The following is a 19,614-nucleotide window of genomic DNA, read 5'->3' as shown; positions in this document are numbered from 1 at the left end:
CCTCAGAGTGACTACCGAGTGCGAAGGGGCGACGCGCCGAAGAGGCGAGGCGCGTCGCCCCTGATCCTTGGCGCCGCGAAGACCGGTCAACGGTCGGCGGTCATCAGCGGACACCTACGACGAAAAGCGGCATCTCGGGCGACTCCCGCCTTCGGCACCGGACCGACGGCCGCGCCTCGGCTGCCGGCGACCGAGGCCGGGGAGGGTGCGGACGACCCCGGACGTCGACACCGCGGGACATCCACCCCGAGGGCCCTGTCGAGAGGGGGTCGCTCACGAGATATCTTGATGTCGAGCAATGTTGCAGACGTGGAGCGGAGCACCCGGTGACTGACTCGACCATCATTTACACGCACACTGACGAGGCCCCGGCCCTGGCGACGTATTCGTTCCTGCCGGTGGTCCAGGCATACGCCTCGCAGGCGGGTGTCACTGTGGAGACCCGTGACATCTCGCTGGCCGGGCGCATCATCGCCCTCTTCCCCGAGTTCCTCCAGGAGGGCCAGCGCATCGCCGACGCCCTCCACGAGCTCGGCGAGCTGGCGAAGACGCCCGACGCGAACATCATCAAGCTGCCGAACGTCTCGGCCTCGGTCCCGCAGCTGAAGGCCGCGATCGCCGAGCTGCAGGGGCAGGGCTACGCGCTTCCGGACTACCCGGACGAGCCGAAGTCGGACGAGGAGCGCGACATCCGCGCCCGTTACGACAAGGTCAAGGGCTCCGCCGTGAACCCGGTGCTGCGTGAGGGCAACTCCGACCGCCGCGCCCCCGCGTCGGTCAAGAACTACGCCAAGACCCACCCGCACCGCATGGGCAAGTGGTCGTCCGAGTCGAAGACGAACGTCGCCACCATGGGCGTCGACGACTTCCGCTCCACCGAGAAGTCCGCGGTGATCGCCGAGGCGGGCTCGCTCCGTATCGAGCTGGCGGGCGAGGACGGCTCCACCACCGTGCTGCGCGAGTCCGTACCCGTCCTCGCGGACGAGGTCGTGGACGCGTCCGTCCTGCACGTCGCCGCGCTGCGCGAGTTCCTCACCGCCCAGATCGCCCGCGCCAAGGCCGAGGACGTGCTGTTCTCGGTGCACCTCAAGGCCACGATGATGAAGGTCTCCGACCCGATCATCTTCGGTCACGTGGTGCGCGCCTTCTTCCCGAAGACGTTCGCGGCGTACGGCGAGACGCTCGCCGCGGCCGGTCTGTCCCCGAACGACGGCCTCGGCGGCATCCTCAAGGGCCTGGAGGCGCTGCCCGAGGGCGACGCGATCAAGGCCTCCTTCGACGCCGAGCTCGCCGAGGGCCCGGCCCTCGCCATGGTCGACTCGGACAAGGGCATCACCAACCTGCACGTCCCGTCCGACGTCATCGTCGACGCTTCCATGCCGGCGATGATCCGCACCTCGGGCCACATGTGGGGCCCGGACGGCCAGGAGGCCGACACCCTCGCGGTCCTGCCGGACAGCAGCTACTCCGGCGTCTACCAGGTCGCCATCGACGACTGCCGCGCCAACGGCGCCTTCGACCCGGCGACCATGGGCTCGGTCCCGAACGTCGGTCTGATGGCGCAGAAGGCCGAGGAGTACGGCAGCCACGACAAGACCTTCGAGATCCCGGCCACCGGTACGGTCCGGCTCGTCGACCAGGCCGGCAACGTCGTCCTGGAGCAGGCCGTCTCCGCCGGCGACATCTTCCGCGCCTGCCAGACCAAGGACGCCCCGATCAAGGACTGGGTGAAGCTGGCCGTCAGCCGCGCCCGCGCGACCGGCGACCCGGCCGTGTTCTGGCTGGACGAGGACCGTGCGCACGACGCCGTCCTCATCGAGAAGGTCAAGCAGTACCTGCCGGAGCACGACACCGAGGGCCTGGACATCCGCATCCTGTCCCCGATCGAGGCCACCAAGCTCTCCGTGGAGCGCATCCGCCGCGGCGAGAACACGATCTCGGTCACCGGCAACGTGCTGCGCGACTACCTGACCGACCTGTTCCCGATCCTGGAGCTGGGCACCAGCGCCAAGATGCTGTCGGTCGTCCCGCTGATGGCGGGCGGCGGCCTCTTCGAGACGGGCGCCGGCGGCTCCGCGCCGAAGCACGTGCAGCAGCTGGTCAAGGAGAACTACCTGCGCTGGGACAGCCTCGGCGAGTTCCTCGCGCTGGCGTCCAGCTTCGAGCACCTCGCGACGACCACGGGCAACGCGCGCGCCCAGGTCCTCGCCGACACCCTCGACCGCGCGACGGCGACCTTCCTCAACGAGGACAAGTCGCCGACCCGTCGCGTCGGCGGCATCGACAACCGCGGCAGCCACTTCTTCCTGTCCCTGTACTGGGCGCAGGAGCTGGCGGGGCAGACCGACGACGCGGACCTCGCCAAGACGTTCGGCCCGCTCGCGGAGACGCTCGCCGCGCAGGAGCAGACGATCGTCGACGAGCTCATCGCCGTCCAGGGCTCCCCGGCCGAGATCGGCGGCTACTACCAGCCCGACCCGGCCAAGGCCGCGGCCGTCATGCGCCCGTCGGCCACCTGGAACGAGTCGCTGGCGACCCTCGCCTGACACACCGTCGGCGGCCCCCGGGCCACCACCGCACCGCCCCGGCCGGATCTTCCGGCCGGGGCGGTCGTGTTTTCCGGTGACGTCCAGCTCACTCGTACGCGCGCAGGGAGGTGACAGCGGCGGCCCACCTGGGTGATCAGCGGTGGCGGGCCGGAACAGCCGCTCATAGCTTCGGCAATATGACCAAACGACAGATGGCCTACCTCGCCTGCACCGTAGTCGTCGTGGCGTCGGGGCTGGGTGCCGCCCCGTCGGCCGACCACCAGACCGTGCACTGGGTGAACCCCGGCGAGTCGATCCAGAAGGCCGTGAACTCCGCGCGACCGGGGGACACCGTGTTCCTCTCCCCCGGCACCTACCACGAGAGCGTCCGCATCACGGTGCCGAACCTGACCCTGCGGGGGTCCGACGCCCTGTACACCGTCATCGTGCCGGGCGCCACCACCGCCGGCAGCACGTGCGCCAAGGCTGGCAACGGCATTTGCGTGACGGGGACGGACAAGAGTCCCGTCAAGGGCGTCACCGTACGCTCACTGACCCTCAGAGGCTTCACCAAGCAGGGCCTGTGGGCGTCGGGGACCGATGGGCTGACGGTCCAGGGCGTGACGTCCGAGAAGAACGGCCAGTGGGGCCTCGCCCAGGAGAGGTCCGTGCGCGGGGTGTTCCGCCACAACCTCGCCCGGAACAACGGCGACGCCGGCCTGTTCCTCTCCAACACGGTCGACACCGAGGAGGGAGCCCGGGACGCCAAGGGGACGGTGGTCAGTCACAACCATCTGGCCGGCAACCGGATCGGCGTCACGGTGCGACGACTGCGGAACCTGACCGTCGATCACAATGAGGCGACCGGCAACTGCACCGCGGTGTTCGTCGTGGGTGACGAGAACAAGCCGCGCGTCGGAGCACTCAGTGTGAGCCGCAACTACATCCACGCCAACAACAAGCTCTGTCCCAAGACCGCCCGGCTGCCCTTCCTTCAGGGCTCGGGGATCGTCCTCACCGGCGCCGAGGACGCGAAGGTGACGGAGAACAGAGTCGAGGACAACGCGGGCACCTCCCCGCTGTCGGGCGGCATCGTGCTGTTCAAGAGCTTCGTGGGCGCCCTCAGCCAGCACAACGAGATCCGCGACAACGTGCTGGCGCGCAACAGCCCGGCCGATCTGGCCAACCGTGACACCACCGGCAAGGGCAACACATTCCACGGCAACACGTGCGCGGTCTCCCAGCCCGCCGGAATGTGCTGACCGGCCCGCTCCCGAGTCCCCCACACAGCACGACAGCAGAAGCGAGGCAACAGATGACGACCGTTGACCCGGTGACGAAAGTGGATGCGGCTCCCCCGCCGCCCATGCGGCTGAGGGAGCTGGTCTTCGGAGCGGCGGTCGCCGCCGCCGTACGCGCGGCAGCCCGCCTGGGTGTGGCCGACGCCCTGACAGAAACGCCCATGAGCGTGGAGGATCTGGCGGCGGCGGTGAAGACCCAGCCGAAGACCCTGCGGCGGCTGCTGCGCGCGCTGTCCTGCCAGGGAGTCTTCACGGAGCTCCCGGACGGCAGCTTCGCGCATACGGAGATGTCCCGGCTGCTGCGCGAGGACGATCCGCACAGCCTGCGGTACATCGCCCTGTGGTGCACCGAGCCGTGGACGTGGAACGTCTGGCCGAAGCTCGACGAGGCGGTGCGCTCCGGCCGGAACGTCTTCGAGGACGTGTACGAGCGGGAGTTCTTCGACTATCTCAACGAAGAGGCTCCGGAGTCGGCGTACGTGTTCAACCGGGCCATGACGACGTCCAGCGAGCAGTCCGCGCGGGACGTCGCGAACCTTCTCGAGCTGCGGGGCGTGTCCTCGGTCGCGGACATCGGGGGCGGCCAGGGGCAGGTCCTGGTCAGTCTGCTGGAGAAGCACCCCGGGATGCACGGCACGCTGCTCGATCTGCCGGGAGTGGTGCAGAACGCCGATCCGCGCCTGCGGAAGGGCGGTTCGCTGGCCGAGCGGGTACGCATCGTGCCCGGGGACTGCCGCGAGGACATCCCGGTCCAGGCGGATGTGTACATCATCAAGAACATCCTGGAGTGGGACGACGACAGCACCCGCAGGGCGCTGGCGAACGTCCGCAAGGCGGCACGGCCCGGTGCCCGTGTCGTCGTCATCGAGAACCTGGTGGACGACACCCCGTCGATGAGGTTCACCACGGCCATGGACCTGCTGCTGCTCCTCAATGTCGGCGGTGCGAAGCACACCCGGCAGAGCATGGTCGACCGGCTGACGGACGCGGGGCTCGTCATCGACGAGTTCCGTCCGGTCAACGCGTATCTGCACGCGTTCGAGTGCACGATCCCCGGCTAGCCCGGCCGACCCGGTAAAACCCGAGGCCGCCGGCTCCGCGTTCTGCGCGGGGTCGGCGGCCTCGGGTTGTGTCCCGGCGCTCGCTTCAGGAAGCGGCGTCCCGCTCCCAGCGGTAGAAGCAGTGCGCCATGGCGTCCTTGGGGCTGCGCCAGGTCTGCGGGTCGTACGCGCTGACGTACGCCGACAGTTCCTCGCTGATGCTGCGGAACTCGGGGTGCCCGGCCACCTTCGCGATGGCGGGCGCCGGGTCCTGGTCGGCTTCGATGAGGTGCATATACACGTCACCGAACTGGAAGAGGCTGCGCCGCTTGACGCCGATCAGGTGCGGGAGTTCGCCGCGGTCGGAGGCGGCGAACACGTCGGCGATCGCCGGGGCCGAGTCGGGCGCCATGCGGGCGACGATCAGGGCGTGATGCATCGGGTGTCCTTCCTGAGCCGGGGGTCAGCGGGGCAGGGGCGCGTTCTGGCGGTCGCGGGCGACCTGCTCGATCTTGTCCCGGATGAGGGCCATCTGCGTGACGGAGTTGCGGTTGATGTTGTCCGTCATCCAGGCGTCGTCGACCGGGGCCTCGGGCTTCATCGCGAAGTCCTGCACCCAGTGCATGTGGGTGCCCTGCGGGGTCTCCTTGTACTCCCACCGGATGTTCATGTGGGCGAAGGGGCCGGTCTCGACGCGGCGGGCCAGGACGGTCCGCCCGGCGCGGTCCATGGTCCGCTCCGAGACCCAGCTCCAGACCTTCCCGTTCTCGTCCGGGTGCATGGTCAGGCGGAACTTCGTCGTGTCGCCCTCGCGGGAGAGTACTTCCAGGGACGCGTACTCGCTGAAGAGCCGCGGCCAGTTCTCGATGTCGTTGGTCATGTCCCAGACGAGCTCGAGAGGGGCGTCGATCGTGATGCTGTTCTCGGTGTGTCCGGCCACTTCAGGCTCCAGCCTTGAGGGTGCTGTTGACGAGGTCGAGGAATTCCCTGGGGGTCTTGCAGCGCTCCGCGTCGGGCGGGAGCGGCTTGCTGTACCGGTTCTCCAGCTCGCCGACGATGCCGAGCAGGCCGAGCGAGTCGAGGCCGAGGGTGCCGAACGGCGAATCCGACGCGTGCTTGAGGTCCTTGGGGTCGACGGAGACTCCGGCCGCCTTCTTCATCAGCTTGGCCAGTTCGTCGACAGTCACTTCGATGATCATGTGTGTGTTCTCCTTCCCGCCCGGTCCTAACGGGCGGATTCGCTGCCGCGGCGCACTACCAGCGCCGCGTTGGAGCCCATGAGTCCCCTGCTGAGGACGAGGGCCGTGTGCAGCTCGGCGGGGCGAGCGCTCGACATCACCAGGTCGAGGTCGTGGCAGATGTCGAACACGTTGGGGGTGGGGGGTACCTGGCCGTTCTCCATGGCGAGCACCGCGGCCGCGGTGTCCAGCACGGGTGCCGCGCAGTAGGTCCGCCCGATTCCGGTCTTGGGCGCGGTGACGGGTACGCGGGTGCCGTGCGCGCCCAGGGCATCGGCGATGGCCAGTGCTTCGGCGCGGTCCGCCTCCGGTACGCCCAGGGCGTCGGCGAACACGACGTCGATCTCCTCCGGGGCACAGCCGGCCTCGTCGAGGGCGCCCCGGATCGCGTGGGCGAGCCCCTCTCTGGACCGCTCCCAGCGGGAGGCTCCGGTGAACGTCGCGGCATGGCCGGCCACGGTGGCCCGGATGGCCGCACCGCGCTCGCGGGCGCGGTTCTCGTCCTCGACGACGAGCATGGCGCCGCCCTCCGCGGGAGCGAAGCCACAGGCTCCCGCGGTGAAGGGCCGGTAGGCGCGGTTGGGGTCCTCGACGGTGCTGAGCTCGGGGTAGCCGAGCTGGCACACCATCGAGTACGGGGCGAGGGGCGCCTCCGCGGCTCCGACGAGCACCGCGCCGGTTCCGCGCCGTACGTCCCGGGCGGCGTGCGCGATGGCGTCCAGGCCACCCGCCTCGTCGCTCGCGACCACTCCGCAGGGCCCTTTGAAGCCGCCGCGGATGGAGATCTGTCCGGTGCTGGCGGCGTAGAACCAGGCGATGGACTGGTACGGGCCGACGTACCGGGAGCCCTGGCCCCACAGCTTCTGGAGTTCCCGCTGGCCGAACTCGCCGCCGCCGGATCCGGCCGCGGTGACGACGCCGATGTCGTACGGGTCGTCGAGGTCACCGCCGCCGAGGCCGGCGTCGTCGAGGGCGAGGACGGTGGCGGCCATCGCGAAGTGACTGAAGCGGTCCGTCTGGACCAGGAACCGCTCCTCGATGAGGGCCGCGGCGTCGAAGGACCGGACTTCGCCCGCGACACGGAGCGGCAAATGCTCGCATCCCTCGCGGGTGATCCGGTCCAGGACGCCGAGGCCTTCCCTGATGGACTTCCAGTACGCGTCGGCGCGCAGTCCGTTGGGCGCGATCACACCGATGCCGGTGAGGGCCGCGCGCCGGGGGCGCTGATTGCTCATCGTGTCCTCCCGCCCGGCCTGGTCAGCAGGACCGCGGACTGGAAGCCGCCGAATCCGCTGCCCACGGAGAGCACGTTCCTCAGCTTCCGCGGGCGTGCGGTGCGCGGCACGTAGTCCAGGTCGCACTCGGGGTCGGGGGTCTCGTAGTTCGCCGTCGGCGGTACCACCTGGTGCTTGAGAGCAAGCACGCAGGCGACGACCTCGATCGCGCCGATCGCGCCCAGCGAGTGCCCCACCATGGATTTGATGGAGCTCATGGGCGTGTCGTAGGCGTGGGCGCCCAGGGACCGCTTCACCGCGGCGGTCTCGTGCCGGTCGTTCTGTCGGGTGCCCGAGCCGTGCGCGTTGACGTAGTCGATCAGTGTGGGGTCGAGGCGGGCCTGGTCGAGCGTGGTGTCGATCGCCCGGGCCATCTCCAGCCCCTCACCGGTCAGACCGGTCATGTGGTAGGCGTTGCCGTAGGTGGCGTAGCCGCTGATCTCGCAGTAGATGTGCGCGCCGCGGGCTCGGGCGTGCTCGTACTCCTCCAGGACCAGCACCGCGGCGCCCTCGCCCATGACGAAGCCGTTGCGGTGGGCGTCGAAGGGCTTGGAGGCGTGCTCGGGGTCGTCGTTGTTGGGGGATGTGGCCTTGATGGCGTCGAAGCAGGCCATGGTGATCGGTGATATCGGCGAGTCCGACGCCCCGGCGATGCAGACGTCCGCCCGTCCCTCCTCGATGGTGTGGAAGGCGTAGCCGACCGCGTCGAGTCCGGAGGTGCAGCCGGTGGAGACGGTCTGCACCGGTCCCTGGGCACCGAACTGCTCGGCGACGACCGAGGCGAGCGTGCTGGGCGAGAACGCCATGTGCAGTTGGGGGTCGGCCGCGCGGTGGTCCACGTCCCACCGCCGACCGCCCTCGCTGACCAGGACGTAGTCGTGTTCCAGGCGGGTGGTTCCGCCGACGGCGCTGCCCAGGGAGACTCCGATCCGCCAGGGGTCTTCCGTGCCGGCGTCGAGTCCGGAGTCGCGTACGGCTTCACCGGCGGCGACCACGGCGAACTGGATGTACCGGTCGGCGTGTTCGCTCATCTCCGGGTCCAGGCCGTGCGCGAGCGGGTCGAAGTCGCATTCGGCGGCTATGCGCGAGCGCAGGCCCGCCGGATCGAACAGCGTGATGCCGCGGGTCGCGGTACGGCCGCCTGCGAGGAGGTCCCAGAACGCCTCCGCCCCGGTGCCGCCCGGAGCGACCACACCGATACCGGTGACGGCCACCCGCCGGGTCACTTTATGGCCCCACTTCGCTCGGACGGCTGTCCGTGGTCCGGCGCGGACAGGTCCGCCCCGGCGGTGGCGAACTCGGGTCCGGGCGCGGTGTCGTCGGTCACCTCCGTGTCGACGTGGCCGAGACTCGGACGCGGGGCGAGCGGACCCAGGTGGAAGACCATGCGGGCTTCCGTGTCGCCGATGTTGCGGAAGCGGTGCCGCATGTTGATCGGGATCAAGAGGCCCTGATCGGGCTTGAGCCCGTACGTGTCACCGTCCAGGTCCACTTCGAGCGCCCCGGTGACGACGTACACGAACTCCTCGGAGTACGGGTGGTAGTGCTCGCCGATGCGCTCGCCGGGCTGGACGATGGCCAGGCCCATGAAGCCGCTGGTGGAACCCGCGGTGGCGGGCGTGAGCATGGCCCGCAGGTCACCTCCGCGCCTGCGGTTGGGTTCCGTCTCGCTCAGGTCCACGATGCGTGGATGCTTCTTGAACATGGTTGATACCTCCGGGTGTGGCAGTGACGTCCGGGTGAGACGGCCCCGGTCAGGGGCCGCCGTGGTCCGTCAGGAATCCGTCGCGCTGCGGTCGGTGATGGGCATCATGTCGGCGTGCGACAGGAGGCGGTTGATGTTGCGTTCCGTCTCCAGGGAGCCCTCGACGCCGATCGCGGCACCGTCGAGGAGGCGCTCCAGCTCGGCTGCCTTCTTGCGGCCCTTGAGGCCGAGGGAGGCGACGGGGTCGAGGTCGAGCTCGCCCGTGATGTCGATGAGGCGCACCACGATGTCGTCGCGCTGGAAGACCGTGCTGCCGTACACCGGGCTCTTCGGGTCCTCCGCCGCGGCCTCGTCCTGATGGGCGAGCAACCGGGCCAGCTCCATACCGCAGCCCGCTCTGGCCGGGTAGTAGAGCGCGTGACGCCGCAGCTCGGCGGGTGCCTTACGGCCGGACACCACATGGTGCACGGCCGGGAGCGCGGCCCGGGTGAAGAAGACCCGCGCCGAATCGCCGTCGGTCAGGTCCCGGTCCTGCTCCAGGTACGGGTTGATGGCCTCCTCGACCGCCCGCACCTCGGGCTGGCGCGCGACGTGGCGCAGTGCCGCGAGCAGGTCGCCCTCCACTTCGACGGCCCGCACGACGCGGTTGCCGTGCATGAAGAGGGAGGTACGGCGCAGCTTCGTGGTGTCGTCGACCTGGGCCTGGGGTGACTTGTACCCGGCCAGGATCTCCGCGACCTTCGACTCGGAGCCCGGCTTGACGGTGAAAGTGAGGGCGTGGCGTGCCACACCGTCACCCACGCGGGCCTCCACCTGCATGGCCGACCTGGCCGATTCCGGCGTGAGCGGCTGAGCGGGGGTCGTCTCCCGGAGGATGCTGTAGCGCATCGACCGGGTGTCGCGGACGCAGCTGTGCATCGGCCGGACCGTTTCGACGTGCTCCTCGCTGTTCACCCACGCGAGGAAGGGCGGTGCGCTCTCCCACTCGCTGGTGATGAGCCACTGCGAGGGGTTCTCGATCGACTGGCAGAGCTGGTCACTGAGGTGACCGGGGACCGACGCGACCTGATTGCGCATGTGCTCGTACGCGTCGAGGAATTGCTGCTGGGCTCCTTCGTACAGATCGAGCAGCAGGATCACCCGCAGCCTGGAACCGTCGAACGCCGACTGCGATATGCGTCCCGAGATGGTCATCCGGCACACCTCTCCTCTTCTTCCACAGAAGGTCAGGAAACGACCGCCGTGTCCGAAAGGCCGGGGTCGCCATGTGCCGATCGTTGACGGGAGCCCGGATGCGCGCGAGCCCCACGGTGCGGACGAGTGAACCGCGTGCCATCCGGGTGCCCCGAGCGCGCGAACCGGTCCACACCGGGCATGAAACCTGATGGCCGTTCAAGTCGGCCGGGCATCCCATTCCTGACTCACGTCGCAGGTGACGCTGGAGGCAAGCAATGAACCGATTGAAAGAGGCCGGCGAGGTCGGTCACCACACGCCCGTCCTCATCGTCGGCGGCTCTCTGGTGGGCCTGTCCACCTCGCTGTTCCTGGGGCGTCTCGGCGTGCCGCACATGCTCGTCGAGCGCCACTCGGGTACCTCGATCCATCCGCGCGGACGCGGAAACAACGTGCGCACGATGGAGTTGTTCCGGGTGGCCGGGGCTCAGCGGCGCATCGAGGAGGCCGCGTCGGTCCTGGCCGAGAACCACGGCATCCTGCAGACGCCGACCTTGGTGGGCGATGCCGGCGAATGGCTGTTCAAGGAGATCGACCCCGGCGGCGGTCTGGCCCGCTTCAGTCCCAGCGCCTGGTGTCTGTGCAGCCAGAACGACCTGGAGCCGGTGCTGCTGGAGACCGCGCGCGAGCTGGGCGGAGATCTGCGGTTCCACACGGAGCTGATGTCGTTCGAGCAGGACTCCCAGGGGGTGACCGCGCAGGTCAAGAGCCGGGACACCGGCGAGCACACCACCATCCGCGCGGACTACCTCGTCGCGGCGGACGGTCCGCGCAGCCCCATCCGCGAGCGGCTCGGCATCGGGCAGACCGGACCGGGCGACCTCTTCCACAACGTGAGCGTCACCTTCACCTCCCGCGGCCTCGCGGATGTCGTCGGTGACCGGCGCTTCATCGTCTGCTACCTGACCAATCCGGAGGCCGACGGGGCCCTGCTGCCGGTCGACAACAAGGAGCACTGGGTGTTCCACGCTCCCTGGCACCCCGAGCACGGCGAAACCCTGGAGGAGTTCACCGACGAGCGGTGCGAGGAACACATCCGGCGAGCCGTGGGCGTACCCGGCCTCGATGTGCGGATCACCGGCAGGGCCGCCTGGCACGCGGCCGAGCGGGTCGCCGAACGGTACGCGGACGGCAGGGTGTTCCTGGCCGGCGACTCGGCCCACGAGATGTCCCCCACCGGGGCGTTCGGCTCCAACACCGGTATCCAGGACGCGCACAACCTCGCCTGGAAGCTTGCCGCCGTGGTGGGCGGCTGGGCCGGCCCCGGACTGCTGAAGTCCTACGACGCGGAGCGCCGCCCGGTCGCGGAGGCGACCAGCGCACGCGCCTCGTCGCGCTCGGTCGAACACAGCCACCCCGGGTACACGCCCGGCCCCGAAGCCGGCCGGCCTGGCGGATCTGGTGGTCCTGGCGGTCCTGGTGCCACTGGCGGCCCTGGTGGCCCCGGCCGACCTGGCGGGCCCGGTGGACCTGGCGGGCCTGGCGGGCCCGGTGGACCTGGCGGGCCTGGCGGGCCTGGCGGGCCCGGTGTCACCGGCAGCCCCGGCCGACCTGCCGGCGCCGGCCGACCCGGTGGCCCCGGCGGCGGTCCTGGCGGTCCTGGCGGCCCCGGCGGCAAGGGCGGAATCCTGAACGTGGCGCTGGGCTACCGCTATCCGCGCGGCGCGGTCCTCGGCGCCGATCAGGCGATGCCGGTCGTGCCCGAGGGCATGCGGTTGACGGGCGAGCCCGGGAGCCGGGCGCCCCACATGTGGCTGACCGACGCCGGCGCCCGGATCTCCACCCTCGACCTGTACGAGCGGTCCCTGGTGCTGCTGAGCTGCGCGGACGGCGCCGGCGGGTGGCACGCCGCGGCGAAGGCCGTCGCGAAACAGCTCTCCGTGCCGCTCGACTCGTACCGGGTCGGCAGCGGGTCCGACGCGGAGCTGTCCCCCGCGAGCGAGATGGACTGGGCGGAGGTCCACGGCGTCACCGCGGACGGTGCGGTGCTGGTCCGTCCCGACGGATTCGTCGCATGGCGGTCCGAGGGAGCTTCAGCTGATCCCACCACGGCGTTGCGGGAGGCCCTCGCGGCGGTCCTGGACCGGCGCTGAACACTCCGCACCACCCTCCAGAGGCCGTATCGGTGTTTTCCGATACGGCCTCTGACCTGCGGCGTGAAGGCGATCGGCGACAGGGCACACATCACCCATTCGGCCCAGTCCCGTTTGCGACCCCACCCCGGGGACCCTAGAACGGGAGGGGAGAATTTCACCCATTTGGGCTCACATCTTCCGCAGTTCCCTCTCGGAGAGAAGGTCCGCTCATGGACGCTCCGCTCAATGGACAGGTCGGCGGGATGGGCTGGATACCCGACCACCCCGACATCCGCGACTACACCAAGGACGCGCCGCAGGTCGACAAGTTCCTCGGCTCGGCAGGGATACTTTCCCGAGCCATCAGTGCGCCGCCTCCGCTCGTCGACCTGCGGCCCAGGTGTTCGCCCATCGTGGACCAGGGCAACCTCGGCTCCTGTACGGCCAATGCGGCCGCCGGAGTGCTCGAGTACTTCGAGATCCAGTCCTCCGGCTCGTACACCCCCGCCTCCCGCCGGTTCATCTACAAGGCGACGCGCAACTTCCTGGACCTCCACGGCGACACCGGTGCGTACCTCCGCTCCACCATGGGCGCCCTCGCGCTCTTCGGCGTCCCCCCGGAGAAGTTCTGGTCCTACGACATCTCGCACTTCGACGACGAACCGCCCGCGTTCTGCTACGCCTTCGGCGGGAACTACCAGGCACTGCTGTACTACCGGCTGGACCCGCCGGGCATCAACCTCAACGAACTGCTCACCGACATCAAGGCCACCCTCGCGGGCGGGCTGCCGGCCATGTTCGGCTTCCCGGTCTACACCAGCATTCGGCAGGCCACCGGGGGCAACATCCCCTTCCCCGCGTCGCACGGCGAGAGCGTTCTCGGCGGCCACGCGATCGTCGCCGTCGGCTACGACGACAGCCGCACGGTGACCAACCCCGTCGACAGCAGCACCACGACAGGCGCACTCATCATCCGCAACTCCTGGGGCACGTCCTGGGGCGACCACGGCTACGGCTACCTGCCGTACGACTACGTCACCAAGGGCCTCGCGGATGACTTCTGGGTGCTCGTGAACGCCGAGAACGTCGCCGTGAACCCGTTCACCGCACGGTCCGGCTGAGAGTCCGAAAGCGTGACCCGACCGCCCGGGACAATGACCGAGGGCCCTGCGTCACGTGAGTGAGGCAGGGCCCTGACCTCCGGCTCAATGCAGGTCGGCCCGCGCGGGGGTGTCGTCGAGGAAGCCGCCCGACTGGTGCTGCCACAGCTTCGCGTAGGCACCCTCCGAGGCGAGCAGCTCCTGGTGCGTGCCCTTCTCGACGATCCGTCCGTGGTCGAGGACGACGAGCTGGTCCATGCCGGCGACCGTGCTCAGCCGGTGCGCCACCACGAGCGCGGTCCGCCCCTCCATGAGCCGCCACAGCGCCTCCTGGACAAGGATCTCGCTCTCGGAGTCCAGGGCGCTGGTCGCCTCGTCGAGCAGCAGGATCGGCGCGTCACGCAGGATCGCCCGGGCGAGGGCGACCCGCTGGCGCTGTCCGCCGGACAGCTTGATACCGCGCTCGCCCACCATCGTGTCGAACCCGTCCGGCAGCGCGTCGGCGAACTCCGTGACGTGCGCCGCGTCGGCCGCGCAGCGAATATCGGCGTCGGTGGCGTCCGGCCTGGCGAACGCGATGTTGTCCCGCAGCGTGCGGTGGAACATCGCCGGGTCCTGCGGCACGTAGGCGATCAGGCTGCGCAGGTCGCTCTGGCGCAGCCTGCTGATGTCCTGACCCCCGATCAGGATCCGGCCTGCCTCGATGTCCGTCAGCCGCAGCAGCAGACGGGTGAGGGTGGTCTTGCCCCCGCCGGACCGGCCGACGAGACCGATCCTCGCGCCGCTGGGCACAGCCAGGTCGAGACCCTCGAAAAGCGGCTCCGCGCCCGCGTGGGCGAAGGTCACCCGCTCGAAGTGGACGTCGGCGGCCCGGGACCGCAGTGGCTCCGGTGACTCCGGGTCGAGAACGGTCGGCGGCGACAGCAACAGCTCCGTGAACTGCGCGGCCTCCGTCATCGAACTCTCCAGGCGACGGTAGATCTGGTTGAACTCGAACATGATCCGCGTCGCGTTGGAGTAGTACGTGAAGGCGACCACGACCGCCTCGACGCCGTGCTCGCCCCCGCCGAGCGCGACCGCGAGCAGCAGGCCCAGCGCGTTGGTCAGCACGGACAGCGGTGCGACCAGCGTGTCGATGCGCAGGTTGCCGTAGTCCCACGACCTCAGCGTGAGCCGCCGCGACGCCGCGACGCGGGACCGGTGCTCGGCGGCCTCGCGCTCCTCCGCCGCGAACGCCCGGACCGTGTCCATGTTCATCAGACTGTCGGCGACGTGGCCCGAGACCCGGGCGATCGCCGCCTCGCGCTGATCGACGAGCGCCTGGCGGCGACGGATGAGGGGTATCACGCACAGCGCCGTCAGGGCGATCATCGCCAGGAGTCCGACGACGAGCAGCGGTTCGTAGCTCCACAGCACCACCGACCCGAACAGCAGCGGCACGAGGCTGCCCATGACCGAGAAGGTCAGTGTGTCGACGAACTCCTCGAAGCGGGAGGCGAAGCTCAGGACCCGCTTGGTCAGCGATCCGGCGAAGTTGTCGTGGAAGAACGCGGCGTCCTTGGCGAACAGCTCGTCCATGCCGATCACGTACAGCTGCTCGATACCAAGGGCGTCGAGGCGGTTCAGGCAGTGCAGACCGATGCGCCACAGCATCTCCGCGGCGAGCAGGGCTCCGGCGAAGCCGAGGACGTACGGCATCGTCGAGCCGATGGAGATATCGGCATCCCCGGCGATACGGCCGACGAGCTTCGCGACGATCAGCGGTGCGATGTAGTTGATGCCGATGTTGCCCATCGCCGGCAGCAGCATCCCGGGGACGGTCAGCCGCCGTAGGCGGGCTAACTCCCGTCCGTAATAACGAAGTGCGAGCAGCACCGGGCCCCTGCCCGGCGGAACCTCGCGCGATTCAGGCGATCCCATCCCAACCCTGTGGTGTTGTACGGCGGCCCGCCCTGTGCTTCACCGGAGAGATGCCGTTGCCTCGATGACCGTGCGGAGCTTCGGCACGACGACGGAGCCCCCGCGCAGTTCGCGGCGGCGCCAACGGGCGAGTACGGGCAGGCCAGGAAGTCGCAGTGTCCCGCGCCGGCACTCGCACCGTCCAAGCGTTTTTCTCAGCCAGAGGCACGCGCGCCGCGCCCCGCTCCGTGCGGGACGCGGCGCGCGTATCGAGGTCGGTGGGCGTATCGAGGTCGGTGGGGACGCCGCTCTCTACCCCGGGAGGTTTGGGCTGGTTCAGACGTATTCCGCGGCCGCGTCCAGCAGCCAGTCCGCCAGATAGCCGGCGAAGGACGAACGGACCAGCACCCAGAATCCGGTCCCGGGTTCGTCCCGGGCGACCAGCACGATCTGTGCCCGGGCCAGGGTGGTCTGGGCGCAGCGTCCGGCCCCGAAGGCACGCGGGTGCAGATCCAGCGGGCAGCCGTGTGCCAGCAGATCGCGGGCGCGGGGACCCGCGACGAGGAGGGTGGTGCGCTGGGCGGAGACATCGGTCACGGACACGGGCTCGGCACCGGCCGCCGCCCGGATCCGGCTCTCCACGTCCTGCTGAGTGCCCGGCGGGCCGACCACCAGCCACTCGTCGGGGCCGAGCCACAGAGCGGTCAGCTCGCCGGCGCGTACGACGGTGTTGGGTTCGAGGGGCAGTGGGAGCCCCAGCGCGAGCGCGATGGCGTCCGCTGCCCCTCCCTTGGCGTCGAGCCGGACGTTGACCTGGGCCAGGAAGGGAAGTTCGGCCAGCCGGACCGCGCCCCCGGAGGCACGCGTCGCGGCGGCCAGCCGGTCGGCGGCCCCCGACAGGGGACTGCGGCGCGGGACGGAAAGGGCGGTGTCAGCCATCGCGGCGGGCTCCCTCGGGGTCGTAGAGGACGGGGCTTGCGACGGTCACCGGGACCAGCCGGTCGCCCACGGGGGCGTAGAGCCGCTCGCCGATGCGGTCCCGGCCGCCCTTGATCAGGGCGAGCGCGAAGGTCCGGCCGAGCGCCGCGCTGCGGTAACTGGAGGTGACATGGCCGAGCATCGGGACGGGCGGGGCCGGCAGCACGCTGTCCGCCACCAGTTGTGTGCCCTCGGGGAGGAAGGTGCCGGGGTCCTCGGGGAGCAGGCCGACCAGGTGCTTGCGGTCGGGGCGGACGGCGTCGGCGCGGGCGTAGGAGCGCTTGCCGATGAAGTCGGGCTTCTTCTTCGACACCGCCCAGCTCATGCCGAGGTCGTGCGGCGTGACCGTGCCGTCGGAATCCTGGCCGATGATCGGGTAGCCCTTCTCCGCGCGCAGGACGTGCATGGTCTCGGTGCCGTACGGGGTGATGCCGAAGGGAGCACCGGCCTCGTACAGCGCCTCCCACAGGGCGAGGGCTTCCCACGGGGACACGTTGATCTCGTACGCCAGTTCGCCGGAGAAGCTGATCCGGCACACCCTGGCCTCGATCCCCGCGACGGTCGTCTCCCGCCATGCCATGAACGGGAAGTCCTCGTTTTCCACGGCCAGTTCGGGCGCGAGCGCGCCGAGGACCTCACGGGACCGCGGGCCCACCAGGGCGACGGTGGCCCACTGCTCGGTGACGGAGGCGCAGTGGACGCGCAGTTCGGGCCACTCGGTCTGGAGCCATTCCTCCATCCAGTCCAGTACGGCGGCCGCGTTGCCCGTGGTCGTGGTGACCAGAAAGCGGTCCTGGGCGAGGCGGATGACGGTGCCGTCGTCGAAGATCATGCCGTCCAGGCGGCACATGACGCCGTAGCGGATCATGCCGACCTTCAGGTTGCTCATCATGTTGGTGTAGAGCAGATCGAGGAAGGCGGCGGCGTCCGGGCCCTGTACGTCGATCTTGCCGAGGGTGGAGGCGTCCATGAAGCCGACGCCCTCGCGTGCGGCGGCGCACTCGCGCAGCACGGCGGTCTCCATGTCCTCGCCGTCCTGCGGGTAGTACCAGGGGCGCTTCCACTGGCCGACGTTCTCGAACAGGGCTCCGTGCATGACATGCCAGTCGTGCAGGGCGGTCGTACGGACCGGGTCGTGCAGCGCGCCGCGGTCGCGGCCGGCGAGCGTGGCGAAGGAGACCGGCGTGTAGGGCGGGCGGAACGTCGTCGTGCCGAGGGCCGAGACGTCCACGCCGAGCAGTTCGGCGACGACACCGCTGGCCAGGACCCCGGAGGTCTTGCCCTGGTCATTGGCGGTCCCCGCCGTGGTGTAGCGCTTGGTGTGCTCGACCGAGCGCATGCCGGCGCCGGTCGCGCGGGTCAGGTCGTCGACGGTGACATCGCGTTGGAGGTCGACGAAGCGGGGTGCGTCGGTGGCTCCGGGGACGAGGAAGACCTGCATGGCGGGCGAGTGCGGTTCGGAGGCCACCTCGGGAAGGCGGGGCGCCTCGGACGTGTAGCCCTCGGCCTCGATCGCCCGGGCACCGGCAGCCGCGCCCTGGGCGAGGACACCGGCGAGGTCGAGGACACCGTTCGCGCTGCCCGCGACCTCGACCGCCTGACGGCAGGTGTCGGGGACGAAGGAGCCGAGCGTCTCGTCGTAGCGCAGCTTTCCGCCGGCCTGGCTGAACAGGTGGGCCACGGGGTTCCAGCCGCCGGAGACCAGCAGGAGGTCGGCGGCGAATTCACGCGTCCCCGCGGACTCGCCGTAGGGGGCGGCCGTCACGGCGGTGAGCCGCGGGGCGCCTTCGGTGCCGACGACGGCGTGCCCTGTCAGCACCTCGATGCCGGCCTCGCGGGCTCGGCTCGCCCACTCCCCCGGCTCGGACGGCCGGGTGTCGACGATCGCCGCGACCTGCACACCCGCCGCCGCGAGATCCAGCGCGGCTGCGTAGGCGCTGTCGTTGGTGGTGAAGACGACGGCGTGGCGACCCGGCAGGACACCATGGCGGTTGACGTAGGCGCGGGCCGAGGCGGCCAGCATCACACCGGGGCGGTCGTTGTCCGCGAAGGCCAGCGAGCGCTCGTGGGCGCCGGTCGCGAGGACGACGCGACGGGCCCGGATGCGCCAGACGCGCTCTCGGGAGACATGCTCGGGGGCCTCGGCGCCCAGGTGGTTGGTGCGGCGCTCCACGGCGAGCAGGTGGTTGTCGTCGTAGTGGCCGAAGACCGTGGTGCGGCGCAGTACGCGCACCTCGGGTGCGGCGCCGAGCTCCTCGCCCAACTCCTCCACCCAGTCGAGGAGTTGACCCGTGCCCAGCAGGCTTCCGCCCAGCTCGGGCTGGTCGTCGGCGAGGATGACGCGGGCTCCGCTGCGGGCGGCTGCCGCGGCGGCGGCGAGGCCGGCCGGGCCCGCGCCTACGACGAGCAGGTCGCAGTGTGCGTGCACGGCGTCGTAGCGGGCCGGGTCCGGTTCGGTCGCGAGGCGTCCCTGGCCGGGCAGGCTGGTCGCCACGAGGCCGTCGTACAGCTCCACGGTCGTCGCGGGCAGCATCGGCTCGGGGAAGGGTTCCTCGATCTGGATGACGGCGTTGGGTTCCTCGACTCCGGCCGAGAAGATGCCTCGCGGGCGGCCTCGCTTGATGCTGGTGCCGGTCTGGATGATGCCGTTGGCCAGGAGGGCGGAGGCGAGGGTGTCGCCGCGGACGCCTTCGTACTCCGTACCGTCGAAGGTGAAGTTCAGCCGCTCGTCTCGGTGGACGCGGCCTCCGTTGGGCAGCCGGAACGGTTGGGTGGCGACGGGATTGGCTTCTTCCCCAAGCCCACCCCTTCCCGAAACTGGGGATGCCGCCCCAGACCCCGCGGGGTCCGTCGACGACTGCGGGTCCGTGGGTGGGTTGTGCCCACCCTCCCCCAGTCTCGGCTTCGCTCGACCGGGGGGACCCCCATCGCCCTGCGGAACGCCTGCCCACAACCCGGGCCGGGTGGGATTGTCCGGGCGCGGCTCGCCCGAGCGGTACACGGACAGGATCTCGTTCGTCCCCGTGTCCCGCACCGCGTTGAACCAGCGGCGGCAGCCGGCCGCATGGCTCCAGCGTTCTGCGAACGGGCCCTTCGGGTTGTCGCGGAAGAAGAGGTAGCTCGCCCACTCCTCGTCGGTCAGGTCCGCGGAGTTCTCCGGATACGGCACATGGGCCTGGCCGCCGTAGTGGAACTCGGCTTCGTCACGGGGCCCGCACCAGGGGCAGGGGATCAGCAGCATGG

General features: G+C 70.2%; 15 protein-coding genes. 5 read left to right on the top strand and 10 right to left on the bottom strand.

The features are described 5' to 3' along the window. Positions 1 to 326 precede the first annotated feature (326 nt). From OG975_RS42415 to OG975_RS42405, 3 genes are all read left to right on the top strand, one after another. Positions 327 to 2,546, top strand: a complete 2,220-nt coding sequence (locus OG975_RS42415; protein ID WP_406334948.1) for an NADP-dependent isocitrate dehydrogenase — start codon at positions 327 to 329, stop codon at positions 2,544 to 2,546. A 179-nt stretch (positions 2,547 to 2,725) separates the two neighbouring features. Beyond that, positions 2,726 to 3,790, top strand: coding sequence for a nitrous oxide reductase family maturation protein NosD (locus OG975_RS42410; RefSeq protein ID WP_406334947.1), 1,065 nt, complete (start codon positions 2,726 to 2,728; stop codon positions 3,788 to 3,790). A gap of 53 nt (positions 3,791 to 3,843) precedes the next feature. Continuing rightward, positions 3,844 to 4,890, top strand: coding sequence for a methyltransferase (locus tag OG975_RS42405; RefSeq protein ID WP_406334945.1), 1,047 nt, complete (start codon positions 3,844 to 3,846; stop codon positions 4,888 to 4,890). 85 nt (positions 4,891 to 4,975) lie between these two features. On the opposite strand, the gene OG975_RS42400 is transcribed toward OG975_RS42405, so the two are convergent. The 7 genes from OG975_RS42400 to OG975_RS42370 form a co-directional block, all read right to left on the bottom strand. Further along, positions 4,976 to 5,308: a TcmI family type II polyketide cyclase gene (locus OG975_RS42400; RefSeq protein WP_330309112.1), complete on the bottom strand. Its 333-nt coding sequence runs from the start codon at positions 5,306 to 5,308 to the stop codon at positions 4,976 to 4,978. 24 nt (positions 5,309 to 5,332) lie between these two features. Then, positions 5,333 to 5,809: an SRPBCC family protein gene (locus OG975_RS42395; protein WP_406334944.1), complete on the bottom strand. Its 477-nt coding sequence runs from the start codon at positions 5,807 to 5,809 to the stop codon at positions 5,333 to 5,335. A 1-nt stretch (position 5,810) separates the two neighbouring features. After that, positions 5,811 to 6,068 (bottom strand): phosphopantetheine-binding protein, encoded by a 258-nt coding sequence (locus tag OG975_RS42390; RefSeq protein WP_330309110.1) that lies wholly within the window; start codon positions 6,066 to 6,068, stop codon positions 5,811 to 5,813. 26 nt (positions 6,069 to 6,094) lie between these two features. Further along, positions 6,095 to 7,342 carry a ketosynthase chain-length factor gene (locus tag OG975_RS42385; RefSeq protein ID WP_406334943.1) on the bottom strand — a complete coding sequence of 416 codons (1,248 nt, stop codon included), beginning with the start codon at positions 7,340 to 7,342 and terminating at the stop codon, positions 6,095 to 6,097. Beyond that, positions 7,339 to 8,607, bottom strand: coding sequence for a beta-ketoacyl-[acyl-carrier-protein] synthase family protein (locus tag OG975_RS42380; protein WP_406334941.1), 1,269 nt, complete (start codon positions 8,605 to 8,607; stop codon positions 7,339 to 7,341). The genes OG975_RS42385 and OG975_RS42380 overlap by 4 nt, the downstream gene beginning before the upstream one ends. Beyond that, positions 8,604 to 9,086, bottom strand: a complete 483-nt coding sequence (locus tag OG975_RS42375; protein WP_330309107.1) for a cupin domain-containing protein — start codon at positions 9,084 to 9,086, stop codon at positions 8,604 to 8,606. Before OG975_RS42375 ends, OG975_RS42380 begins: the two co-directional genes overlap by 4 nt. A 69-nt stretch (positions 9,087 to 9,155) precedes the next feature. After that, complete coding sequence (locus OG975_RS42370) at positions 9,156 to 10,280, bottom strand: SchA/CurD-like domain-containing protein (protein WP_406334939.1); 1,125 nt, start codon at positions 10,278 to 10,280, stop codon at positions 9,156 to 9,158. A gap of 257 nt (positions 10,281 to 10,537) precedes the next feature. On the opposite strand from OG975_RS42370, the gene OG975_RS42365 reads away from it, so the two are divergent. Both OG975_RS42365 and OG975_RS42360 read left to right on the top strand, forming a co-directional pair. Further along, positions 10,538 to 12,412 (top strand): FAD-dependent oxidoreductase, encoded by a 1,875-nt coding sequence (locus OG975_RS42365; protein ID WP_406334938.1) that lies wholly within the window; start codon positions 10,538 to 10,540, stop codon positions 12,410 to 12,412. Positions 12,413 to 12,624: 212 nt separating this feature from the next. Continuing rightward, entirely contained in the window at positions 12,625 to 13,515 is an 891-nt protein-coding gene (locus tag OG975_RS42360) for a C1 family peptidase (protein ID WP_406334936.1), read from the top strand. Positions 13,516 to 13,599: 84 nt separating this feature from the next. Here OG975_RS42360 and OG975_RS42355 read toward each other — a convergent pair whose 3' ends face one another. From OG975_RS42355 to OG975_RS42345, 3 genes are all read right to left on the bottom strand, one after another. After that, entirely contained in the window at positions 13,600 to 15,414 is a 1,815-nt protein-coding gene (locus OG975_RS42355) for an ABC transporter ATP-binding protein (RefSeq protein WP_406334935.1), read from the bottom strand. 315 nt (positions 15,415 to 15,729) lie between these two features. After that, positions 15,730 to 16,332 carry a sarcosine oxidase subunit gamma gene (locus OG975_RS42350; protein WP_406334934.1) on the bottom strand — a complete coding sequence of 201 codons (603 nt, stop codon included), beginning with the start codon at positions 16,330 to 16,332 and terminating at the stop codon, positions 15,730 to 15,732. Beyond that, complete coding sequence (locus OG975_RS42345; RefSeq protein ID WP_406334933.1) at positions 16,325 to 19,612, bottom strand: sarcosine oxidase subunit alpha family protein; 3,288 nt, start codon at positions 19,610 to 19,612, stop codon at positions 16,325 to 16,327. Before OG975_RS42345 ends, OG975_RS42350 begins: the two co-directional genes overlap by 8 nt. Positions 19,613 to 19,614: the final 2 nt, after the last annotated feature.

It is taken from the genome of Streptomyces sp. NBC_00203, from assembly GCF_045206325.1.
GTDB lineage: Bacteria > Actinomycetota > Actinomycetes > Streptomycetales > Streptomycetaceae > Streptomyces > Streptomyces lutosisoli.
This window is presented reverse-complemented; position numbering and strand designations above follow the sequence as displayed.